Here is a 19,022-nt window from a genome sequence, read left to right on the forward strand (position 1 = left end):
CATAAAATGTCATTAAAAAGATAATATTTGTAAATTCAGAAGGGGGAGGCGCTTCAACATCAGGCTTAATTACTGTCCCATCTATTTAAACGTCGTCATATCGGCTGGTACCCTCATGCCATTATCACTTTAAAGGAGTGTAGTCATGTACGATAAAATCGTAGACATTTTGTGCGCTATTAAAGAAGACCAACCGGAACTTCGTCCATTGTTATCCCCGGCAACAGATCTCAATAACCATATAGGTCTCGATTCACTGCAAATGATTCAGTTCATGTTAAAGGTTGAGGATCAGCTGAACGTAGTCATTGATTATGACCAATTCGATTATGAGCACCTCCAATCCATCGACACATTTATGACTTTTCTAAAAAGCTGCCAGACTCAGGATCAGTCTATGTACGAAGATGTCCAGAAATGAGGCTGGTGTAAATCCAACCATCGTTATGGGGACGTTTGATCCTGAAACGCGATGGAGGGATCCGAACTTAGCCAAGTTACCCGCTATGCCTGATAAGGATCGGGAATCCATTGTCCTATGTATGGACGAGCTGTTATTTCCATTCTGCGGGTCGGACGATATCCTCTACACCCGGTGCAAAATCGATCCAAAGCTGTACGCGTATCTGAACGGGTTAGGTTTTTCCTTTCGCAGCCGTTACCACTTTGATCTGAACGATGAGAACAAGTCTCTTCCTGGACCGGACATGTTCAATCCGTGCATATTCAGTCTTGCTGCTAGCAGTCTACAACATGAAGGGTTATTGACCCACAACGTAAAACATCTCTCTCCTTACGCTATTACATCGGATACGGAAGAGTATCTGCATGCAACGGGATTAACGGGTTCTTTGCCGGACCTTGAGACGGTTAAGCATGTAAATTCCAAATTTTACTCTAGCCGTCTGCTAACCAGAATCGGAGAGAACTGCTACGGCATGGAAGTGAACAGTGTAGTAGAAGTGCAGGCTGTCGGAAATACGCTGCTGAAGCGAGGGGCGTATTTGCTGAAAGATCCATTCGGTGTTTCCGGCAAGGGCAACATGCTCATTGAAAATGAAGCCATGCAACGAAGGATAGCAGAACACCTGGACAAGCAGGAGAGAAGAGGATTGCGCTCGCAATTCCTGCTGGAGCCACTGCTGAGGAAAGAGATCGATTTTAGCTCACATTGGTTCATTCATAAGAGCGGTGAGAGGGATTTCATTTCCGTTCAGCGTATGCTGAATCAGCAGCAGAATTACGGCGGGTCTATTAGAGCAGATGAGGCTTTGATCCTTCTGCTGGAGAACGCGGGTTATTTCGATACGATGGAAAAGGCACTTCGGATATTATTCGAGGACGGATACCACGGCTTCGTGTGCTTCGACTCCATGATCCTCGAGGATGGGGAGATCGCCCCCATTATAGAGATTAACGCTCGCAAATCCATGGGCCTCATTAACGCTTATCTCGATAAGGGCTTGGAAAAGCACGGCCATACCGGTCTGCTCACATTCCTGTCCCTGGGTCTGCCTGAAGGCTTTATATTTGGAAGTTTGCTGGACGCTTTGCATGTATCCGGTCTTCTATTCAGGGGGCAAGGTGAGTACGGAATTATGCCCATTTCATCTAACACCGTAATGGTGAATGATATTCTGACCTCTCGGCGTATATCCGAGGGAATCCAGAGTCATCGTGGTATGCCGAAGGGACGATTGTATATATCGGTGGTGGGTCGTGATAACGATCATCGCAGTGAACTGATCGTGAGTCTGAGGCAGGTACTCGATGACTTGTCCATTAAAGTGTACAACTAATTCTGGAATGCGGAGGCTGCGTATGAATTCATCTTCAGTTACCCTGCTTGCCTCGGGCAATTCGCTTGGTGCATACATTCCGGCTATGCATCTACACACGTACTTGCAAGATAGAGGTGTTAGAACGGACGTTCACGTTCTGGAGAACCTGTATCATGAAGAAATCAGGTGCAAGATTAATTCTACCAAAAAAGCATTTCATGCCGATTTCTCCGTTGCCCTTATGGGCCATAAACTGGCCAAGCCTGTTGACTCCTCTCTGGATGAGGAGGTAGTTCAACGACTTCTCCACACCTGGGTATGTGACGGTGTATCTAGCTTTGCTGTGTTTACCGGTTTTTGGCTGCCCGTTCTGGAACGCTACAAAACCATGGCACAAACCCCTTTGGATATTCAACTGATTCGTTTGGATGCGTGCGATACACCTTCGTTTAAAGTACACAAGTCCTTGTATCCGGACTACGATAACGTCTGGCTTTACGAGCCTTCAAGGTTTTCTCCGGACTCCTATATTGCCTCAGATGAAAGAGGACTCCTGCCTTATCCGCAGCGTACGGGACGCATTCTGATCCATGGCGGTGGCTGGGGGATCGGGACGTATGCAGCAACAATTTCAGAGCTTCGACAACTCGGTTACCTGCTGGATGTGATTGTCTACGATCCTTCCGAGGTGGAGGAGAATGATGGGAGTACACGCTACTTTGGGACTGATGCTTCATGGAGTCCGTGGAGCCGGAATGCCCAAGGGCAGCATTCGTTCCCGCCAATGAACCAATATGTGCGTGAAAATAGCATTCTTCGGACAGTTCCGCTCCGTGATTACTCGGTTTACACGGACCTGATGCGCAATTGTGCTGCCATTATCAGCAAGCCGGGAGGAGCGACACTCAACGACTCGTTGTCCTACGGAATTCCTTTTGTCATGTTAGAGCCGTTCGGCGACCATGAGCTTCAGAATTCAAACTATTGGGAGTCCTGTGGTTTCGGTATCCGATTCGCGGAATGGAAAGCACTGGATTACTCGGAACAACATCTCGAAGAAATGTACAGACGTTTGCTGAAGCAGCGATCAAAAATCAATCATTTGGGGAGGAAAACGTATGCAGCCGAAAACAGCAGTTACGTTTGATAAGCTGACATTCCAAAATATGAAAAGAACCCTCGTTCCACTCGCGGAAACGGGAAGGAAACGCCGGGAGGACCCGACGTATGCCGCACCCGTGCCCTATGAGATCGGAATTAAGCTTAATAACGGCTGTAACCTGCGATGCAAGCATTGCTTTGAATGGAATCCAGATGGCTTCCATCACGGCTTTGCCAGTGAAGTGAAGAGAGACGAAATCGAGATTCCCGTCGTGGAGAAACTGTTGGCCGAAACGAGAGAACGCAAATCGCGTGTGTTTCTGTGGGGCGGAGAACCGCTATTTTACTCCAAGTTCGATGAACTGGCAGAACTTCTGGCTAAGGAAGACCGGCATACGACCATATGTACAAACGCGATTCTCATTGAGCAAAAGCTGGATTCCATCTTGAAAATGTCTAAGAATTTAGTCATGCTGGTCAGCCTGGAAGGCTTCGAGAAGGAGAATGACGCGATCCGGGGCAAAGGCACATTCAAAAAAGTGATTCACGCGATAAAGCTGCTGTTGGATCTGCAAAAGCAGGGTTTGTACAAAGGCAAAGTGTCCGTAGCTCTGACCGTAAATGATCAGATGGTCGATCAGCTGTATAGCTTGATGGAATTCTTTGAAGAGATGGGTGTTGACTCCGTGTACTTCTGCTTCCCCTGGTACATTCCTTCCGAAACGGCAGAAAAAATGGACACCTATTTTGATGCCCACTTTCCGCACCTGGCCTCCCGCTTTGCGAGCGACCACAAGAACAGCTGGCACTCTTTCACGTTCCACATCTCGCCGGACCGTTTCGACACGCTGATCGAGGAATTTAAACGAGTCAATTCACGGGTGTGGAATGTACGTATCCGCTATCAGCCTGCGCTGGAGCCCGATGAGGTTGAAGGTTTTATCCGGGGTAGCGAAAAGCCAGCCATGAATCGGACCAAGTGTTTCTCGATCTCGAATCGGATGGACGTGATGCCAGACGGCAAGGTCAATCCATGCAAATTTTTCCCGGAATTCAGTGTCGGTAATTTATACGAAGAAAGTGTGGCTGATATTTTCCACGGAGAAGATCTGCGCAAACAGCGCGAGGTTCTGGCCTGCGGCCTGACACCGATTTGCTCCAAATGCGTGCTTTTATATAACAACGGAGTTTAATCGCTTTAACTTTAAGCCGCCACTAAGGGAAAACATGCAATCATTTAGGAGGAGCGGGGATGGACTTTATCCGTGTACGGGAACTGCACAAATCGTTCATATATTACCGGAAAGAAGCAGGACTCAAACATTCACTGAAAAACCTGTTTGCTCGCAAATCACTTGTGAAGGAAGCGGTTAAGTCCGTTTCCTTTGATATTGGTCCCGGAGAGTGCGTTGGATTTCTGGGTCCGAACGGTGCAGGTAAAACCACAACACTCAAAATGTTATCAGGCATTCTATATCCCACAAGCGGAGATGCTGACGTACTTGGCTATGTGCCATGGGAGCGTAAGAATGAATTCAAACGGCTGTTCTCCATTGTGATGGGTCAGAAAAATCAGCTTTGGTGGGACCTTCCCGCCAGCGATTCGATTTATTTGAACAAATGTATATATGACGTCGAGGATGATCTCTACCGTCGAAGTCTTGCCGAGCTATCGGAAATGCTGGACGTGCAAGACCTGCTGGATGTTCAGGTCCGTAGACTATCCTTGGGTGAACGTATGAAAATGGAGTTAATCGCCGCACTGATCCACCGACCAAAGCTGCTGTATCTTGACGAGCCGACGATCGGCCTGGATTTCCCCTCTCAGAAGAGGGTCCGGGAATTTCTGAAATACTATAATGAGCAGTTTGGCGCCACGATCCTGCTGACGAGCCACTACATGAAGGACGTAGAGGACCTGTGCAAGCGAACAATCATCATTAACGAAGGAAGTCTTCTGTATGACGGAGATCTTCATAAGATTAACGATCTGTTTGGCGAGCACAAAATAGTAAAGCTGCAGTTCTCAGAGCCGGTTGCCGAGCAGCGGCTGGCCAAATTCGGGAAAATGATCAGCGCAGATGACTACAGCGTTGTTCTCGAGCTGCCCAAACACCGGCTAAAAGAAGTGTCACGCGCTGTGCTCGATTCGTTTCCGATCGTTGACTGGACGATTGAGGACGTGCCGATCGAGGAGAGTATCTCGATGCTCTACCAAAAGGAATCCGTCGGATGAATGGGCGTAAATTGTACATGGCTGTATTTTCGATGGGGGTGCAGCATTCCATGGAATACCGATTTCACTTCTTTCTCGGTCTTCTCGGAGCCGTTTTTCCGATTCTTGTTCAGTATTTTATATGGACAGCGGTATACCAACATTCCGGCGAAACGGCGCTATTCTCGTACTCATATCATCAGATCATATTGTATACGATCTTGGCGGGTTTGGTATCCAAGCTGATCGCTACCCAGTTCGAGCACCAGATTGTCGACGATATCAAGAATGGCGGCCTCAACAAGTATTTGATCAAACCGGTTAGTTACTTCGGATATCGGCTAGTATCCTTTTTCGGACAGAAGGCAATCTATTATGGCGTTACAGCTGTGCTGCTCATTGGGATTATCTGGTTATCATCTGCTGATGGTGTGCTTGAGTTCCAGGTCATACGGCTGATCTTGTTCGTCGTTACGTTGTCGGGGGCGCTTTTGCTCAATTTCCTGATTGCCTACTGCATCTGTGCAAGTGCTTTTTATCTCAACGAAATCTCTTATTTTTTCGTCATTACGAGTCTGCTTGTGAATATTCTGAGCGGAGGCATGTTTCCGTTGGAGATTTTCGGGGATTCGATTGTGGACGCACTCCAATATACGCCGTTTCCATATACCATTTATTTCCCGGTCAATGTCCTCAGCGGCAAAACAGAAGTGGCGGCGATGTATCAAGGATTGCTCATCCAGTGCGGGTGGATACTCCTGTTCTTATGGCTATCCCGTCTAACATGGCGAATATCCATGAAGAAATATTCAGCGGTTGGGGGGTAGCGGATATTCCATATGTTTAGAGTCATGAGAAAATACGCACATTTGTATGGCATGTTCATCAAAAATTGTCTCATTGCCCAGATGGAGTTTCGGGGCAATTTCATGATGAGCCTGCTCGTGGAGTCCGTCTACCTGCTCGCCAAACTGTTATATGTGCTCGTTGTGTTCCGCACCGATCTTCACGTCGATGGCATACCGCCGGAAGGGCTGCTTCTCTTTATTGGCATGCACACTGTGGTGACTGGAATGTATGTGGGACTGTTTTTTACCAATTTCACGAAAATTCCAGAATATATCAAGGACGGATCACTGGATTTAATGCTAACGAAGCCGGTTTCTCTTCAATTTATGGCTTCCCTGCGTTATGTCGATCTGGCACTGCCAATCCCTGATGTGTTGGTTGGTTTCGTCATGATTGGCATTGGCTGGCATGCGATGGATATACCTCTGACGTTTCTCCAGCTTACCGGGTTTATGCTGCTGTTATTCGTCTCCATTATCATCACATATTGTCTAATGATTATCCCTGCATTGCTGTCATTTCGGTTCGTTCAGACGGGTTCTGCATCGGAGATCGCCCATTCCGCCTGGGACGCCAACAATTTTCCAATGGCCATATACCCAACTTGGGTCCGGCGGATCGGTACCTTCGTCATTCCGCTGTTCCTGATTACCAATTTCGGACCGATGTTCCTGCTGGGACAGCTCAGCTGGCTCTATACAGGTCTGGCGCTGGTCGGTTCGCTTCTACTTTTCACAGTTATACGTGTGCTCTGGAAACAGGCTGTGAAGGGATATAGTAGTGCAAGCAGTTAAGTCGGATGCTCGGACGTAAGGTGAAGTATCCAGGCAAAGACTCAGATATCAGAAGGGGGAGAAAGGATGAATGCTGTTCAGCTTCCCGTGTTGAATCCGCCGCTTAAGGGTTTTTTGCGGTGGGCTTACACGCTTTCGATTACCAGTGCACATGAGGAAACGAATCCTTGGTATTACAGCAATTTCATTCAGTTGTCCTGCAAGAAAACCTTTCTGGAGGATGGAAGACAGTTTTATATCGATTTTTTCCGGGGCCAGCCCAACGAACTGAATTTCAATAATCCGTTTCTGCTCACATGCTCCGTCAATTATACGATTCTGGAGCACTTGGCACTGGACGCCTGGCCCCCATTTTTTGAAGATCAGATTCGAAGCGGCTATTATTGCATCGTATTTTTGGACGAGTCCAGATTATCGCCAGCTGCGGCCTACCAAAAAGAAGCGTTTCCTCATCACCTTTTTCTGTACGGTTTCGATGGGGACAAACGCATTTTTGATGCTTCCATGTTTGACCATACGGGAGTTTACCGCAATGTACAGATTCCGTACACAGAGTTTTTGGATGCTGTCCATTCCATGAGACATCTGCTGAGAGAGGGACTCACCTCGGATCATCACACTTATTTTTACAAATACGAGCCGCATTCTCCTTATCCTTTCGATAAAATCGTAGCACTCGACCAGCTGCATGACTATCTGAACGGAGAGACCCATCTGAATCGCATTAATTACAACCCTGACGACGAACAGGCTTTTGGAATTAACGTCTACGACTATCTGCAAATGTACTATGATGCGGTAGAGAGCAATGATCCTCGGCTTGGTGACCGTAACGATGTCAGGCATCTTCATGTGCTCTGGGAGCACAAAAAAATGATGCGGGAACGGATTGCCTACTTGGTCGATGGGGGGATGATCCCTTACGACGAAAAACTGGTGAATGGTTATCAGGATATAACCACCAGGGCAATGAAGCTGAGGGATCAATACATCCGTCATGAAATTCGTGAAGACAAAGCCGTGTTTGCGAAGGTAAGGCTCCGATTGGAGGAATTCCGCAAGGAAGAGCCTGTTCTCCTTCAAAGACTAATCTCGTTGCTCGAAAGTTGAAAAAGTTGAAGTGAACACATACAAAACGAGTAGTCCATCCTTTCAAGGATGGCTACTCGTTTTGTTAACTTTGATTCTTCGTATTACAACCAATTTAGTTGTCACCCTGCAATTTCAACGTCGTATCTGATTTCTCCAGATCATGCAACGAAATGAGGGTTAAGTATATAAAAATCAGCATTTTGCTGAACTATTTATCACTTGATTTCCCATCCAGATCATGGTGAAGTTCGGTAGCAGGGATCATAGGGTCAGGAATTTGTCCCTTAGGGACAGGATTCGAGGTATATACATAGTCACCGCTTCCATCAGGAGCACTTCCTGTCGCCCATAACCCTTCACTGGATTCTGTTCCCTCGGATAAATTCCAGAACTCATAGGCCTGAGGCTGAGATTCCTGCTCTGCCTCAGGAGGGAAGGAAGCTGGAACAACGACTCCGTTCTTTTCCTCCAGTTCTTGAATGGCTGCCATCCATTGATACTGGTGGTAACGGTCGCGTGCCAACATTTTACGGAAAGTTGCTCGAACGCCTTCATCGGTTGTCATATGGTACAGTCTGGCTACCTGAAGGCGGCCCTGACTTTCGGCATGAAGGTTAGAGCGCATGTCTGCAAGCAAATTACCGCTTGCCACGATATAAGCTCCATTCCACGGAACACCGTTGGAGTTGGTAGGTAAACCGCCAAGACCACTGACCAGCAGATGTTGCGGATTAATTCCACCCATAATTGCAGCAGTCACAGGATCTTCAGCGGCTTTCTGCTGTTCGGCAGGTGTAGCACCATCGAGTAACTGGCTAATCAATGAGCAGAGCATCTCGACATGACCAATTTCTTCGGTACCAATATCCATGAGCATATCTTTATATTTTTCCTCACCCCGACAATTGAATCCTTGAAAAAGGTACTGCATCATGACTGTCATTTCACCAAATTGTCCTCCCAATACTTCTTGAACCTGGCGTGCAAACATGGGATCGGGACGATCTACTTTGACTTCAAATTGCAGCTCTTTCTGATGTCGAAACATGTAAATCCCTCCATATGAATGTCTATTAAATTCAAAATTTAATTAACCTAATCATAGGAAGTTAAACAGAAAAGATAACAAAAAGACCAAGAAGGAGAATTTAATGATTCTCTTTCTTGGTCTCACAAATTCACTACAAAATGGTTAGACGCCGCCAGATTAGTTACTCCGCGTCCGGCCGTTTAACTTGAAGCGGCGGGGGAATGAGCCAGCCTTTTTCTTTGGTCAATTGAAGAATTCGGACACCTAAGGCCGTTTTGGTTGCATGGTATTTGGCGAATAGAGCACCAATATCTTCTCTGATAGACTGACCCATCGTTTGGCTTGCAGCAACCAGGCCCAGCGCTGTATCTGCAGCTACTTTTGCAGCAATCCCTGGATCCGTGAATCTTGCGCCAGCTGGAATATCTTCCAACTTTACAGGTGGTCTTTCTGGAAGCGTTGGTGCTGGAGCTATGCCATTCTCGGTTAATAGTGCATCGCATTCTTTAATTTCGAGTTTGGCCTGATCGAGCAGGTCATCTAGAATTTTTTTCAAGTCTTTATCTCCGGCATGGTTCATGAAGGCTTGGTAACAAGATACAGCCCCTTTGGCTACCATGGAACATTGCCACACACTATAGATTTCTCCATAATGCATAGGCTCATTTTTGGGGTTACCACTAAGAATACCCATAATTGATCCCTCCATCAGGTTAATTTTGCACTGAATTATAGTTTCCTTTGTCCCGAGATCTTATACGGAGGATCGAAAAGATACGAAGGTGATTTATTTATTAACGTCATAATTATTATGTAAACTAAATTGGTATAGATCTATTTCTTTCATCACCTAAAAAATAGAACAAGCCAGCAGTATACGTCTGCTGGCGAGATCTATTGCATATTTATGCCGGGAACAACGGATTTCCATTCATCCCGATCCAAAGCTCTGAGGCTTCCAGCTGTCCAGCCAGATGGAGCAGCCAATCCTCACGTCCTTTGGTTGCCATTACTTGAACCCCCATAGGCAAGCCTTCTGAAGTTGTGTGCAGTGGCACACTCATAGCTGGTTGTCCTGTAAGATTGGCAAGTTGAGTGAACGGTGTATACGTTAGACTGGGCTCAAACATCTCGTATATTAACTGCTGCTGCTCGATATGGTTTAATTCACTGATACGCATCAGGTTCTGAATCTGTTCGTCATGAGGCGTCAATTCGCCGACCTTGGGCGCAGGAAAAGCATTGACGGGTGTCACAAAGAAATCATATCGCTCGAACAACGTGGACATTTGAGCTGCAGCAACATCCCATTCGGCAAGACTGTGCACGAATTCCGCAGCAGATACTTTTTTGCCGGCTTCAGCCAGAACCCAGGATTCAATTTCCATGTCATTCGCTGTTAGTGCTCTGCCCATGGATCGTTCCATGGAAGATATCATCGCAGCCATTTCGCCGCTATTCATCATGTAATAGTTCTCCATCAGCTTGACTCCATTGACCGGACTAAGCATTTCTTCAACATGATGACCTTGTTTTTCCAGCCAGCGAATAAGCTTGTAGACTGCTTCTTTGGCTTCTTCACTAACAGGTGTGCCTACCGGTGAATCGGTCGTATATGCAATCTTCAGTTTACGTTGATGTGGATAGTTCATGTCAGCAAGGTAGCTCCCTGGGAAGAGAGGAGTATGAAACGCTGCCTCCGCTTGAATGACTTGCAGCGTATCAAGCAGGGCAGCACTGTCCCGAACAGAACGGGATAAGGCAAAGTCAATAGATGCACCCTGCCATTGACGGCCAACACCAGGGCCGACGGGAGTGCGCCCACGGGTGGGCTTCAGTCCAAACAACCCGCTGAATGAAGCGGGAATGCGGATCGAACCGCCCCCGTCACTGGCTCCGGCAAGCGGAACAATGCCTGAAGCTACAGCAGCAGCGGCACCCCCGCTTGAACCACCGGGTGAGTGATGGATATTCCAGGGATTCCGACTTGGGCCGTGCAGGCGAGGTTCGGTAATATTTTTTAAGCCAAACTCCGGCGTATTGGTGTGTCCAATGATGATAAATCCTGCTTCACGTAGTCGAGTGACATAATTCGAATTGCGGATTGAGCGATGCTTGCTGAACAATCGGGAGCCTGAGGTCAGGATTTCGCCCTCGAGCGATTGGGAAATATCTTTCAAGAGCAGGGGGACGCCGGCGAATGGTTGTTCACCCGGTCGAACGAGGCCTGCTTCCTGACGTGCACGTGTCTCATATGTACGGACCACCGCATTAACCTGAGGATTTACTTCTTCCATGCGTGCAAATGCCGCTTCCAGTAATTCAACGGGGGAAACCTCTCGGGATCGAATCAGTTCTGCCAAACCTACGGCATCATAGGAAGTATATGAAAATGAAGACATGATGATCGTTCCTCTCTGAATATAATTCATCTATATTATCCATATCTCATCGTACCATCGCAGTCGATAAAAGCATACATGAAAATAGAATCAGAGATTAGTTCTTATACGCATATATCGAAAAGCACTGGTCATCCATTCGGACGACCAGTGCTTTTGACATTAACTTTTACTATATTTATATTGTGGATAACATGCATTCACTCTGTACGAAGCTTTGGTGCAGCATCAGAAATAGTCGATGAGCGTTCCTGTTGTTTGGAGATGGCGAACAGTGCAATCCAGATGAGGATAAATCCAACCAATTGCTCCCAGGTAATCAATGTACGGAAAGCAATCCAGTTGACCAGCACTCCGGCCATCGGGAAGCTTAGTTCCGCGAGCGTGGCGACAGAGGCTTTGGTGGAGGACAGCCCTTTGTAATATAACAGCAGACTCAGTAATCCTGGTAACAATGCTTGACCCAGAATATTGAGTGCTACAGCGGCCTGTTCGCCTGTTCCGGAAGGGAGGGTCCACGCAGCACCCTCGTTCCATGTCATAAAGATCAGCAATGGCAAGGCAACGACAAAGCGCAGGGAGGTGACCGTTTCATAACGGGTTTGCCCCAGCATCAGCCGGCCCATAACGGTTGAACCTCCCCATAAGGCAGCAGCGCCCAGCGATAGCAAACTGCCGGCATGAACCCAGTTATCCCAGTTCCCAAGGGGAAGGGTGAATCCGAACGTCAGCAGATATGTTCCTGCAAGTGCAATGATAAACAGTCCACCAAAACGACGAGGTAATGTTTCCTTCAACAGCAGCTTTGCCAGAACGATCGCAAATAGCGGCTGCATCTTTTGCAACAACAAGACGGTGTTGGGATCGTTATGTGTAAGCGCAAGTGTAAACAATACCGTGGCGAGAGCTGATCCGCCCCAGGAGATAAAAATCACGGCAATCCAGTGGCGTGCACGCAGGTTTTTCAGATCTGCCCGAAACTTCCACAGCACGGGGATTGCCACGAGGCTGACAATAATATGTTCCACAAGCACTATCTGAGTGGATGTCATCGTTTTGAGCAAAATAATGCGGAATAACGGATCTACACCCCAAAGGGCAGCGCCGAGAACAACCAGCCAGAATCCGGTATTACTTCGTTCCTTGCGATAAACCGTTGATGCAGATTGGGTCTTTTCCATATTCAGGACTCCTTCGTCAGAACACGGAATCTTCAGTTGGCAAAATCGACAAAAGCCCCCGTTTTGGTATACACCAAATAAACGGGGGCTCAATCATGGACATGCCGTAAGGAAATAAGACTTCCCGGAATGGCATGTCAATGTGTTGATCTTCTCTCATCCGGACTGTACCGTCGGCCTTGGAATCACACCAAGTCAGTCGCTGAATATCCAAAGCCTGGTCAAACAGCGAGTCGCGGGCTGGTTCTATAAGAACATCACCGCCGGTCGGGAATTGCACCCTACCCCGAAGATCCTATTCAATTAGATTGTGTATTGAACAAGCTGTAACATTAATAAGTTCATCTTATTCCTGTAAGCGCTAGCAGTTCAAGTGTTTTTTTAGAATATGATTTTCCAGCTTCCCTGTTGTCTGCGCAGTAGTACAATCTGGCCTGCATGATAGGCATCGTGAAGGACCCAGCGGGCAAGTTGATGTGCCCATTTTGCATCGGAATCCATGTAAGGGGCTTCGAGATCAGATTCTTCTAATGAAGCGATCTGTTCCCGAAACTGTCCGGCTAATTGAATTGTATTATGCATAAGAGTACTCCAGCCATCGGTATCAGAAGGGTCCCCGGAACTTCCGAAGGTGGATTCATTATTTTCGGCAGGTGCTTCGGAAGGTGTTCTACCCTGCATACGACTCAACAACCGATGGTTGTAATAATACATATGGTTAACCAACTGCCAGATGCTTAATCCACCGGATGATGGAACCCAGGCTGCCTGTTCTGCAGTAAGTCCTTCGAGCGCCTTGGACAAAGGCACAATCCAATTACACTGATCCCAAGTGTCATCTTTCTGAATAAGCAATAGATCTTTTGCCGTTGTAGTCATTGATTTTTCCTCCCTAAAATGAATTTCGTGTAACTAGCTAAAATGCTTAAATGTGGTTACAATTAATATAACTCAAATCGGATTGAATGTAACTATTTTTTTAAATTTAGATGGTTACATTTTAGCGGAGGTATGTATGGACAGACTATGGACTGATTTTGTGAATAGTGATTATCATGACTGGCGTGGCGGGGATCGTTCGGAGGACAGACTGGGCAAAAAGGAGTGGCAGCAACGTTTTCTGGATGAATGGGAAATGAGCGCACCTGTGCCAGCATCTCCTGAAGATGAGAGAACATTGAGAAACTTCAGAAATGAATTGCAACTTCTTGCAATTCGTTTATCTGCTGGAGACTCATTGATGGATAAAGACTTAGAATGGCTTAATGCCATGATGAGTGAAGGTCAAGTCACCAGAAGACTGAATTCTGAAATAGATGAGGGGCTCAAACTTTCGCTGATTCCAGTCTGGGCTCATTGGCAGCAGGTAGTGGCTGAAGTCGCAGCTGATTTTGCCAATACACTGGTTAAAGGGGGTGGAGGGAGGATACGAATCTGTGATAATTCGGATTGCCGCTGGATTTTCTATGATGATACGCGCAGTCGCACCCAGAAATATTGTGATGACAAGATGTGCGGCAATTTGATGAAGGTTAGAAGGTTCCGGGCAAAAAAGAAGGTGGATCCGCAGAAGGAGTAAGATGATGCACCAGAAAGTAAGGTTTTTTGTTCGTTAAGCAACGAAAATACTTGAGTTGAACCAGAAGCATGCTTGAAATGGAAATATCTCACTCCATAAATTGAATATTTCCATTAGTTTCTATATAATGTATATGTACTTAAAATATTTCAGCTGGTTATTCAGGTGAAGATCAATAACTGTATTTCAAGCGTATATCCAACAAAAAACAATGATTGGAGATGTGTCTTGTGGGGACAAGTTATCTACTGAAGAACGGTTGTGTACTGTCTATGGATTCGTCGGTGGGTCAGTATAAGAGGGCGGACGTTCTAATTGAGGATTCTCTTATTACTGCCATTCAGCCCGACCTGAGTTGTACGGAAGCGGAAGTATTCGATGCATCGGAGATGATCATACTCCCTGGTTTCGTGGATACACATCGGCATATGTGGGAGTCGCTTGTAAAAACAGCAGGGACTAACTGGTCACTGCCGGTCTATCTGCAAAATCTCTATTATGGGGCGATGGGAAGTAAACTCCGGCCACAAGACAGCTACATCGCCAATCTTCTGGGTTCTTTGGAAGCGCTTAACGCGGGAGTGACTACGGTGCTTGACTGGAGTATGCCGTATTCCCCGGAGCACACGGATGAATTGATTCGTGGACTTCAGGATGCGGGTATCCGGTCCGTTTTCGCGTATGGTGTGCCTGGTGAGACCCCTTACTGGAACAGGGAGAGCCAGCTGACTTATTCAAATGATGTGAGAAGGATCAAGGAACAATATTTTTCTTCACGGGATCAGTTGCTTACGTTCGGTCTTGCTATTCGCGGTCCGGAGTTCAGCCAATGGGATACCACGGTAAAAGAAATTCAGCTGGCTCAGGAGCTGGATGCGATATGTTCAATGCATGTTGGATTCGGCAGCTGGGGCTCTGTAGATCGTTCGGTGAGTAAATTGTATGAGGCTGGTTTACTGAGTCCAGGTGTGAATATAGTCCATGGAAACACGATGGACACGGATGAGTATAAAATGCTGGCCGATAGCGGTGCCTCACTGTCTGTCACACCGGAAGTGGAGATGATGATGGGGCATGGGTATCCGGCAACGGGTTATTTCCTAGAACATGGGGGAACCCCAACGCTTGGAGTCGACGTTGTAACATCAACGGGCGGGGATATGTTCTCACAGATGAAATTCGCACTTCAGGCAGAGCGATCCAGAATGAATGAACAGCTTTTGCGAGAGGGCGAAATGCCGGGGGAGTTGAACCTTCAGTCCAGCCAAGTTCTAAGATTTGCTACGTCTGCTGGGGCACAGGCTCTGGGACTTGAGCGCAAGATTGGCTCACTTGCGCCTGGTAAAGAGGCAGATCTGATCATGATTCGTACCACCGACCTTAACTTGTTCCCGGTACATGATCCGGTTGGAGCCGTCGTTCAATTTGCAAATCCGTCGAATGTGGATACGGTATTTGTAGCCGGCCGGCCAGTGAAGCGTGCAGGCAAGCTGCTGCATGTCGATCTGAACGAGGTTCGTCGTAAAGCGTTGGTAAGCAAGGAATATTTACTATCCCAGTATCGGATGTCGGATGCAGAGCGAATTATATTTTCTTAAGTGTTAATGAAGCACGGTGAAATGAATGAGGTTTAGCCTCTATATCATAGATTTATATGTTTTTAAATGATGAAGGGCCGTATAGGGATATACGGCTCTTTAATATACCCTTTTACCGAGGAATAAGACAGAATTAGCAAGGAACAGACAGCGAAAAAAAGCGAAAAGGTCCTTCATTTGCCAAAGTGCATGTAACAACCATAGTGTAATATTTCAGTTCGGAAAAAGATCATTAAAAAACTGCGCATAATATAAATTATACGCAGTTTTGTTTTAAATCGATTTTCATATTTAACCACGTGCAATAGATCATGATAATTTTCGCGAAAAAAGAACAAAATAAGTGATCTCCAAAAATAAATTTAACCAAGCAACGCGATAACGTGTAGAATTCGATAGGTTTTTATAGGTGATCAATAAGATAGAACAAATGACTTTTTCATAGAACAGATGGGAAGCCATCCAATCTCTGCTACATCCATAGCACATATAGCACATTCAAGATTCATGACGAGAGGAACATGACTATGCGTGAGAACGAACATCGATCTTCATTATTTCGTAAAAAACCAATTGCCTCCGAGGGCGATAACAGCAGTGCATTGAAACGGGCGCTCGGTCCATTGGACTTAACCACACTTGGGGTGGGTGCCATTATTGGTACCGGGATTTTTGTGCTGACCGGTGTAGCTGCCGCCACGTATGCTGGCCCGGGCCTTGTACTGTCATTTTTGCTGGCAGGTATCATATGTGCATTCGCTGCATTGTGTTACTCGGAATTTGCCTCAAGCATACCGGCATCGGGTAGTGCGTACACGTATAGCTATACGGCTTTTGGAGAAGTGATTGCCTGGATTCTGGGATGGGATCTGATATTGGAATATGGTTTTGCGAGTGCGGCGGTAGCCAGCGGGTGGTCGGGATATTTCCAGACGTTATTGTCCGGATTCGGATTGGAGTTACCCCATGCACTTACGAGTGCGTTCAGCCCGGAAAAAGGAACCTATTTTGACATCACGGCTGCGGTCATTACGTTAATCATTACTTTCCTGCTCACTCGCGGGGTAAAGGAGGCGGCTCGTGCGAACGGCATCATGGTAGCGATTAAAATTATTGTTGTGCTGATCTTCATTGGTGTAGGTGTTTTCTATGTAGAGCCAACCAACTGGCAGCCATTTTTGCCTTTTGGTATCTCAGGTGTAACAGCTGGAGCAGCAACTGTATTCTTTGCTTACATCGGATTTGATGCGGTCTCCACAGCGGCAGAAGAGGTTAAGCGGCCACAACGGGATTTGCCGATTGGAATTATTTCGTCACTGGCGATCTGTACTGTTCTCTACATCGTTGTATCATTGATCCTCACAGGGATCGTGCCGTATAACATGTTGAATGTAAGTGATCCGGTTGCGTTTGCATTTGAATTTGTTCAATTGAAGGGATTGTCCTGGAGTGTATCTCTTGGAGCGATTGCCGGCATTACGACCGTATTGCTTGTCATGATGTATGGTCAGACACGTCTGCTCTATTCCATGTCTCGTGACGGACTGCTGTCGCCGGTCTTCTCCAAGGTTAGTGGCAAAAGTCAGACACCAGCTGTAGGGACATGGGTTGCGGGCATTATCGTGGCTTTGTTCTCCGGGTTCATCTCGTTGGGACATCTGGCGGAGCTTACGAACATCGGAACATTGTTTGCTTTTGCAGTTGTAAGTCTGGGCATTGTTGTGTTGCGTAAAAATAACCCTGATCTCAAACGCGGCTTCCGCGTTCCACTTGTGCCACTGATTCCGATTCTGAGTGCCTTGGGTTGTGTATACTTGATGACACGCCTTGCGGCTCTGACATGGATTACGTTTTTTGCTTGGTTGATTATCGGATTGATCATCTACTTTGCCTATGGACGGCATTACAGTCATCTGAATCCGGCACGCCGGATCTCCAGTGCTTTCAGAGCGAAGGATAAATAGATTAGTTGAGAACGTCTTCAATTCTCCTCATTTCGTATCGCTTAGGCGAAGCGGGATGGGGATTTTTTATATAGCAAGATAAAGGGGGATAACAGCAGGGGAAGGTTGGAATTTTCTTCATATATGGGTAAGTAATAAGGGGCGTGACGAACTTAATCAAGGGGCCGGGGTTGCGGCTAAGCCAAATATGAAATATATTTGGGGATGTGACATGCCATCAGACATAAGAGAGGGGATGTATCATGAACACACCATTACATACGAATTCAGATCATCAAAATGCAGCTTTTGGATTTGCGCTGGCTGACTCAGCCGTACTTGCAGATGCACAATTGCTTGTTTCACAATTAGAGGATTCACAAACCTTACAGTTGGATATTGATCCGCAGTGCCTTCTGAAGGATGGACGTAAAGTATCTGTCATCGCACAACAGTTGGATTCACCCGTCAATCGTCAGGATGCCAATATCATCTATGGTCAGGAGCTAGCATACGTGCAGTATGTTGTTAACCTGAAACCGGATAGCTCGATCTCCATTGCTTCTATTGAAGGCTTTGAACATCCTGTTGATTTTGGTTGGTCAGCATTTATAGAAGGGGAATACGAACTTCGAATCTCTCTGCATATGAAAACACCACGTATTGCTGAAGGCGCGCTCGAACCTGAACAACTTGCAATGGTTAAGTATGCGCAGGTGATTACCGTAGATATATCGCTTTTCCCGGCAGAAGCAGCGTCGTTGAGTTCACCATCTCAAGCTGTGTGGAGCAGAAACCATCATGTGTTTGACTCCTACGGCAGAGGAGGATTCATTCTCGCTGACCTGCCTCGACTCGCTGAACGTGTAGAGGAACTGATGGGACCGGGTAACCATAATCTGATCGAACAATTTGCTGAAGGAAACCTGTCGGATACTTTGCTGGAAGAGGGGCTGATGGCGATCGCCTGGGGCGTGACTCCGTGGTGTTATTCACTCTATTCTGCACCAGATGAGCAATCTTCTCGAATACTTGCCGTGGATAAGCTGGGCGATGAACCTGAACGGCAAGGGATTTACCATCTTGATCCGTCCATTCAGAAATTAAGTATCGTACCTGCGAATGAGCTAGCTTACTGGCCTGCCTGCCTTCAAAACGATTGGCCTGTCATTGATGTGGCAGGTGAAGGCGAGACGTTGCATATGGATCTGTACACTCAGATCTGTGAATCCGTGAATGGGCTGCACGAGAATCCATTGCCATCGTTTGTACTTACCCGTAGTCAGGGCAAACCCGAAGCGATCATTCCGCTGATTGACGTTGTCATTGTGGATGAAGCGTAGGAGCACTGCTTTATTATAAATATATAAATTGAACTAATCATTTACACGATAACGGAGAGGACAGAAAGAACCTGAAAAAGCGAAGCTAAAAGCTTTCTGCAAGAAAGCTACTTC

Annotated in this window: 17 protein-coding genes and 1 riboswitch; of the genes, 12 read left to right on the forward strand and 5 right to left on the reverse strand. The window is 46.7% G+C overall.

Annotated elements, in window-relative coordinates; all coding sequences use genetic code 11:
- Positions 1-145: 145 nt before the first annotated feature.
- The 8 genes from PPA03S_RS02330 (at position 146) to PPA03S_RS02365 (ending at position 7,850) form a co-directional block, all read left to right on the forward strand.
- Positions 146-421 carry a phosphopantetheine-binding protein gene (locus PPA03S_RS02330; protein WP_062319392.1) on the forward strand — a complete coding sequence of 92 codons (276 nt, stop codon included), beginning with the start codon at positions 146-148 and terminating at the stop codon, positions 419-421.
- Positions 422-506: 85 nt separating this feature from the next.
- Entirely contained in the window at positions 507-1,799 is a 1,293-nt protein-coding gene (locus tag PPA03S_RS02335) for a hypothetical protein (protein WP_245683491.1), read from the forward strand.
- 22 nt (positions 1,800-1,821) lie between these two features.
- Positions 1,822-2,928, forward strand: coding sequence for a glycosyltransferase family protein (locus PPA03S_RS02340; protein WP_062319396.1), 1,107 nt, complete (start codon positions 1,822-1,824; stop codon positions 2,926-2,928).
- A complete protein-coding gene (locus tag PPA03S_RS02345) occupies positions 2,900-4,075 on the forward strand; it encodes a radical SAM protein (protein ID WP_062319398.1) in 1,176 nt (391 codons plus the stop codon). The genes PPA03S_RS02340 and PPA03S_RS02345 overlap by 29 nt, the downstream gene beginning before the upstream one ends.
- Positions 4,076-4,134: 59 nt before the next feature.
- Positions 4,135-5,118: an ABC transporter ATP-binding protein gene (locus tag PPA03S_RS02350; RefSeq protein WP_062319400.1), complete on the forward strand. Its 984-nt coding sequence runs from the start codon at positions 4,135-4,137 to the stop codon at positions 5,116-5,118.
- On the forward strand, positions 5,115-5,924 hold the full coding sequence (locus PPA03S_RS02355; RefSeq protein WP_062319402.1) for an ABC transporter permease: 810 nt from the start codon (positions 5,115-5,117) through the stop codon (positions 5,922-5,924). Before PPA03S_RS02350 ends, PPA03S_RS02355 begins: the two co-directional genes overlap by 4 nt.
- Positions 5,925-5,948: 24 nt before the next feature.
- Positions 5,949-6,740 carry an ABC transporter permease gene (locus PPA03S_RS02360; RefSeq protein ID WP_245683492.1) on the forward strand — a complete coding sequence of 264 codons (792 nt, stop codon included), beginning with the start codon at positions 5,949-5,951 and terminating at the stop codon, positions 6,738-6,740.
- A gap of 66 nt (positions 6,741-6,806) precedes the next feature.
- Entirely contained in the window at positions 6,807-7,850 is a 1,044-nt protein-coding gene (locus PPA03S_RS02365; RefSeq protein WP_062319406.1) for a hypothetical protein, read from the forward strand.
- A gap of 190 nt (positions 7,851-8,040) precedes the next feature.
- On the opposite strand, the gene PPA03S_RS02370 is transcribed toward PPA03S_RS02365, so the two are convergent.
- From PPA03S_RS02370 to PPA03S_RS02390, 5 genes are all read right to left on the reverse strand, one after another.
- Positions 8,041-8,880, reverse strand: coding sequence for a manganese catalase (locus tag PPA03S_RS02370; protein WP_062319408.1), 840 nt, complete (start codon positions 8,878-8,880; stop codon positions 8,041-8,043).
- A 163-nt stretch (positions 8,881-9,043) separates the two neighbouring features.
- Complete coding sequence (locus PPA03S_RS02375) at positions 9,044-9,556, reverse strand: DUF3231 family protein (RefSeq protein WP_062319410.1); 513 nt, start codon at positions 9,554-9,556, stop codon at positions 9,044-9,046.
- A gap of 211 nt (positions 9,557-9,767) precedes the next feature.
- Positions 9,768-11,264 (reverse strand): amidase, encoded by a 1,497-nt coding sequence (locus tag PPA03S_RS02380; RefSeq protein ID WP_062319909.1) that lies wholly within the window; start codon positions 11,262-11,264, stop codon positions 9,768-9,770.
- Between the two features lie 200 nt (positions 11,265-11,464).
- On the reverse strand, positions 11,465-12,445 hold the full coding sequence (locus PPA03S_RS02385) for a DMT family transporter (RefSeq protein ID WP_062319411.1): 981 nt from the start codon (positions 12,443-12,445) through the stop codon (positions 11,465-11,467).
- 144 nt (positions 12,446-12,589) lie between these two features.
- Positions 12,590-12,743: riboswitch (FMN riboswitch) on the reverse strand.
- 83 nt (positions 12,744-12,826) lie between these two features.
- Positions 12,827-13,324 carry a DinB family protein gene (locus PPA03S_RS02390; RefSeq protein ID WP_062319414.1) on the reverse strand — a complete coding sequence of 166 codons (498 nt, stop codon included), beginning with the start codon at positions 13,322-13,324 and terminating at the stop codon, positions 12,827-12,829.
- A gap of 136 nt (positions 13,325-13,460) precedes the next feature.
- On the opposite strand from PPA03S_RS02390, the gene PPA03S_RS02395 reads away from it, so the two are divergent.
- The 4 genes from PPA03S_RS02395 (at position 13,461) to PPA03S_RS02410 (ending at position 18,908) form a co-directional block, all read left to right on the forward strand.
- Positions 13,461-14,024, forward strand: coding sequence for a CGNR zinc finger domain-containing protein (locus tag PPA03S_RS02395; protein ID WP_062319415.1), 564 nt, complete (start codon positions 13,461-13,463; stop codon positions 14,022-14,024).
- 221 nt (positions 14,025-14,245) lie between these two features.
- Entirely contained in the window at positions 14,246-15,622 is a 1,377-nt protein-coding gene (locus PPA03S_RS02400; protein ID WP_062319417.1) for an amidohydrolase family protein, read from the forward strand.
- A 527-nt stretch (positions 15,623-16,149) separates the two neighbouring features.
- Positions 16,150-17,586: a branched-chain amino acid transporter BcaP gene (gene bcaP, locus PPA03S_RS02405; protein ID WP_062319419.1), complete on the forward strand. Its 1,437-nt coding sequence runs from the start codon at positions 16,150-16,152 to the stop codon at positions 17,584-17,586.
- 242 nt (positions 17,587-17,828) lie between these two features.
- Entirely contained in the window at positions 17,829-18,908 is a 1,080-nt protein-coding gene (locus tag PPA03S_RS02410) for a hypothetical protein (RefSeq protein ID WP_062319421.1), read from the forward strand.
- The last annotated feature ends 114 nt before the right edge of the window (positions 18,909-19,022 follow it).

Origin of the sequence: Paenibacillus pabuli NBRC 13638 (genome assembly GCF_001514495.1) — a bacterium.
Lineage (GTDB): Bacteria > Bacillota > Bacilli > Paenibacillales > Paenibacillaceae > Paenibacillus > Paenibacillus pabuli.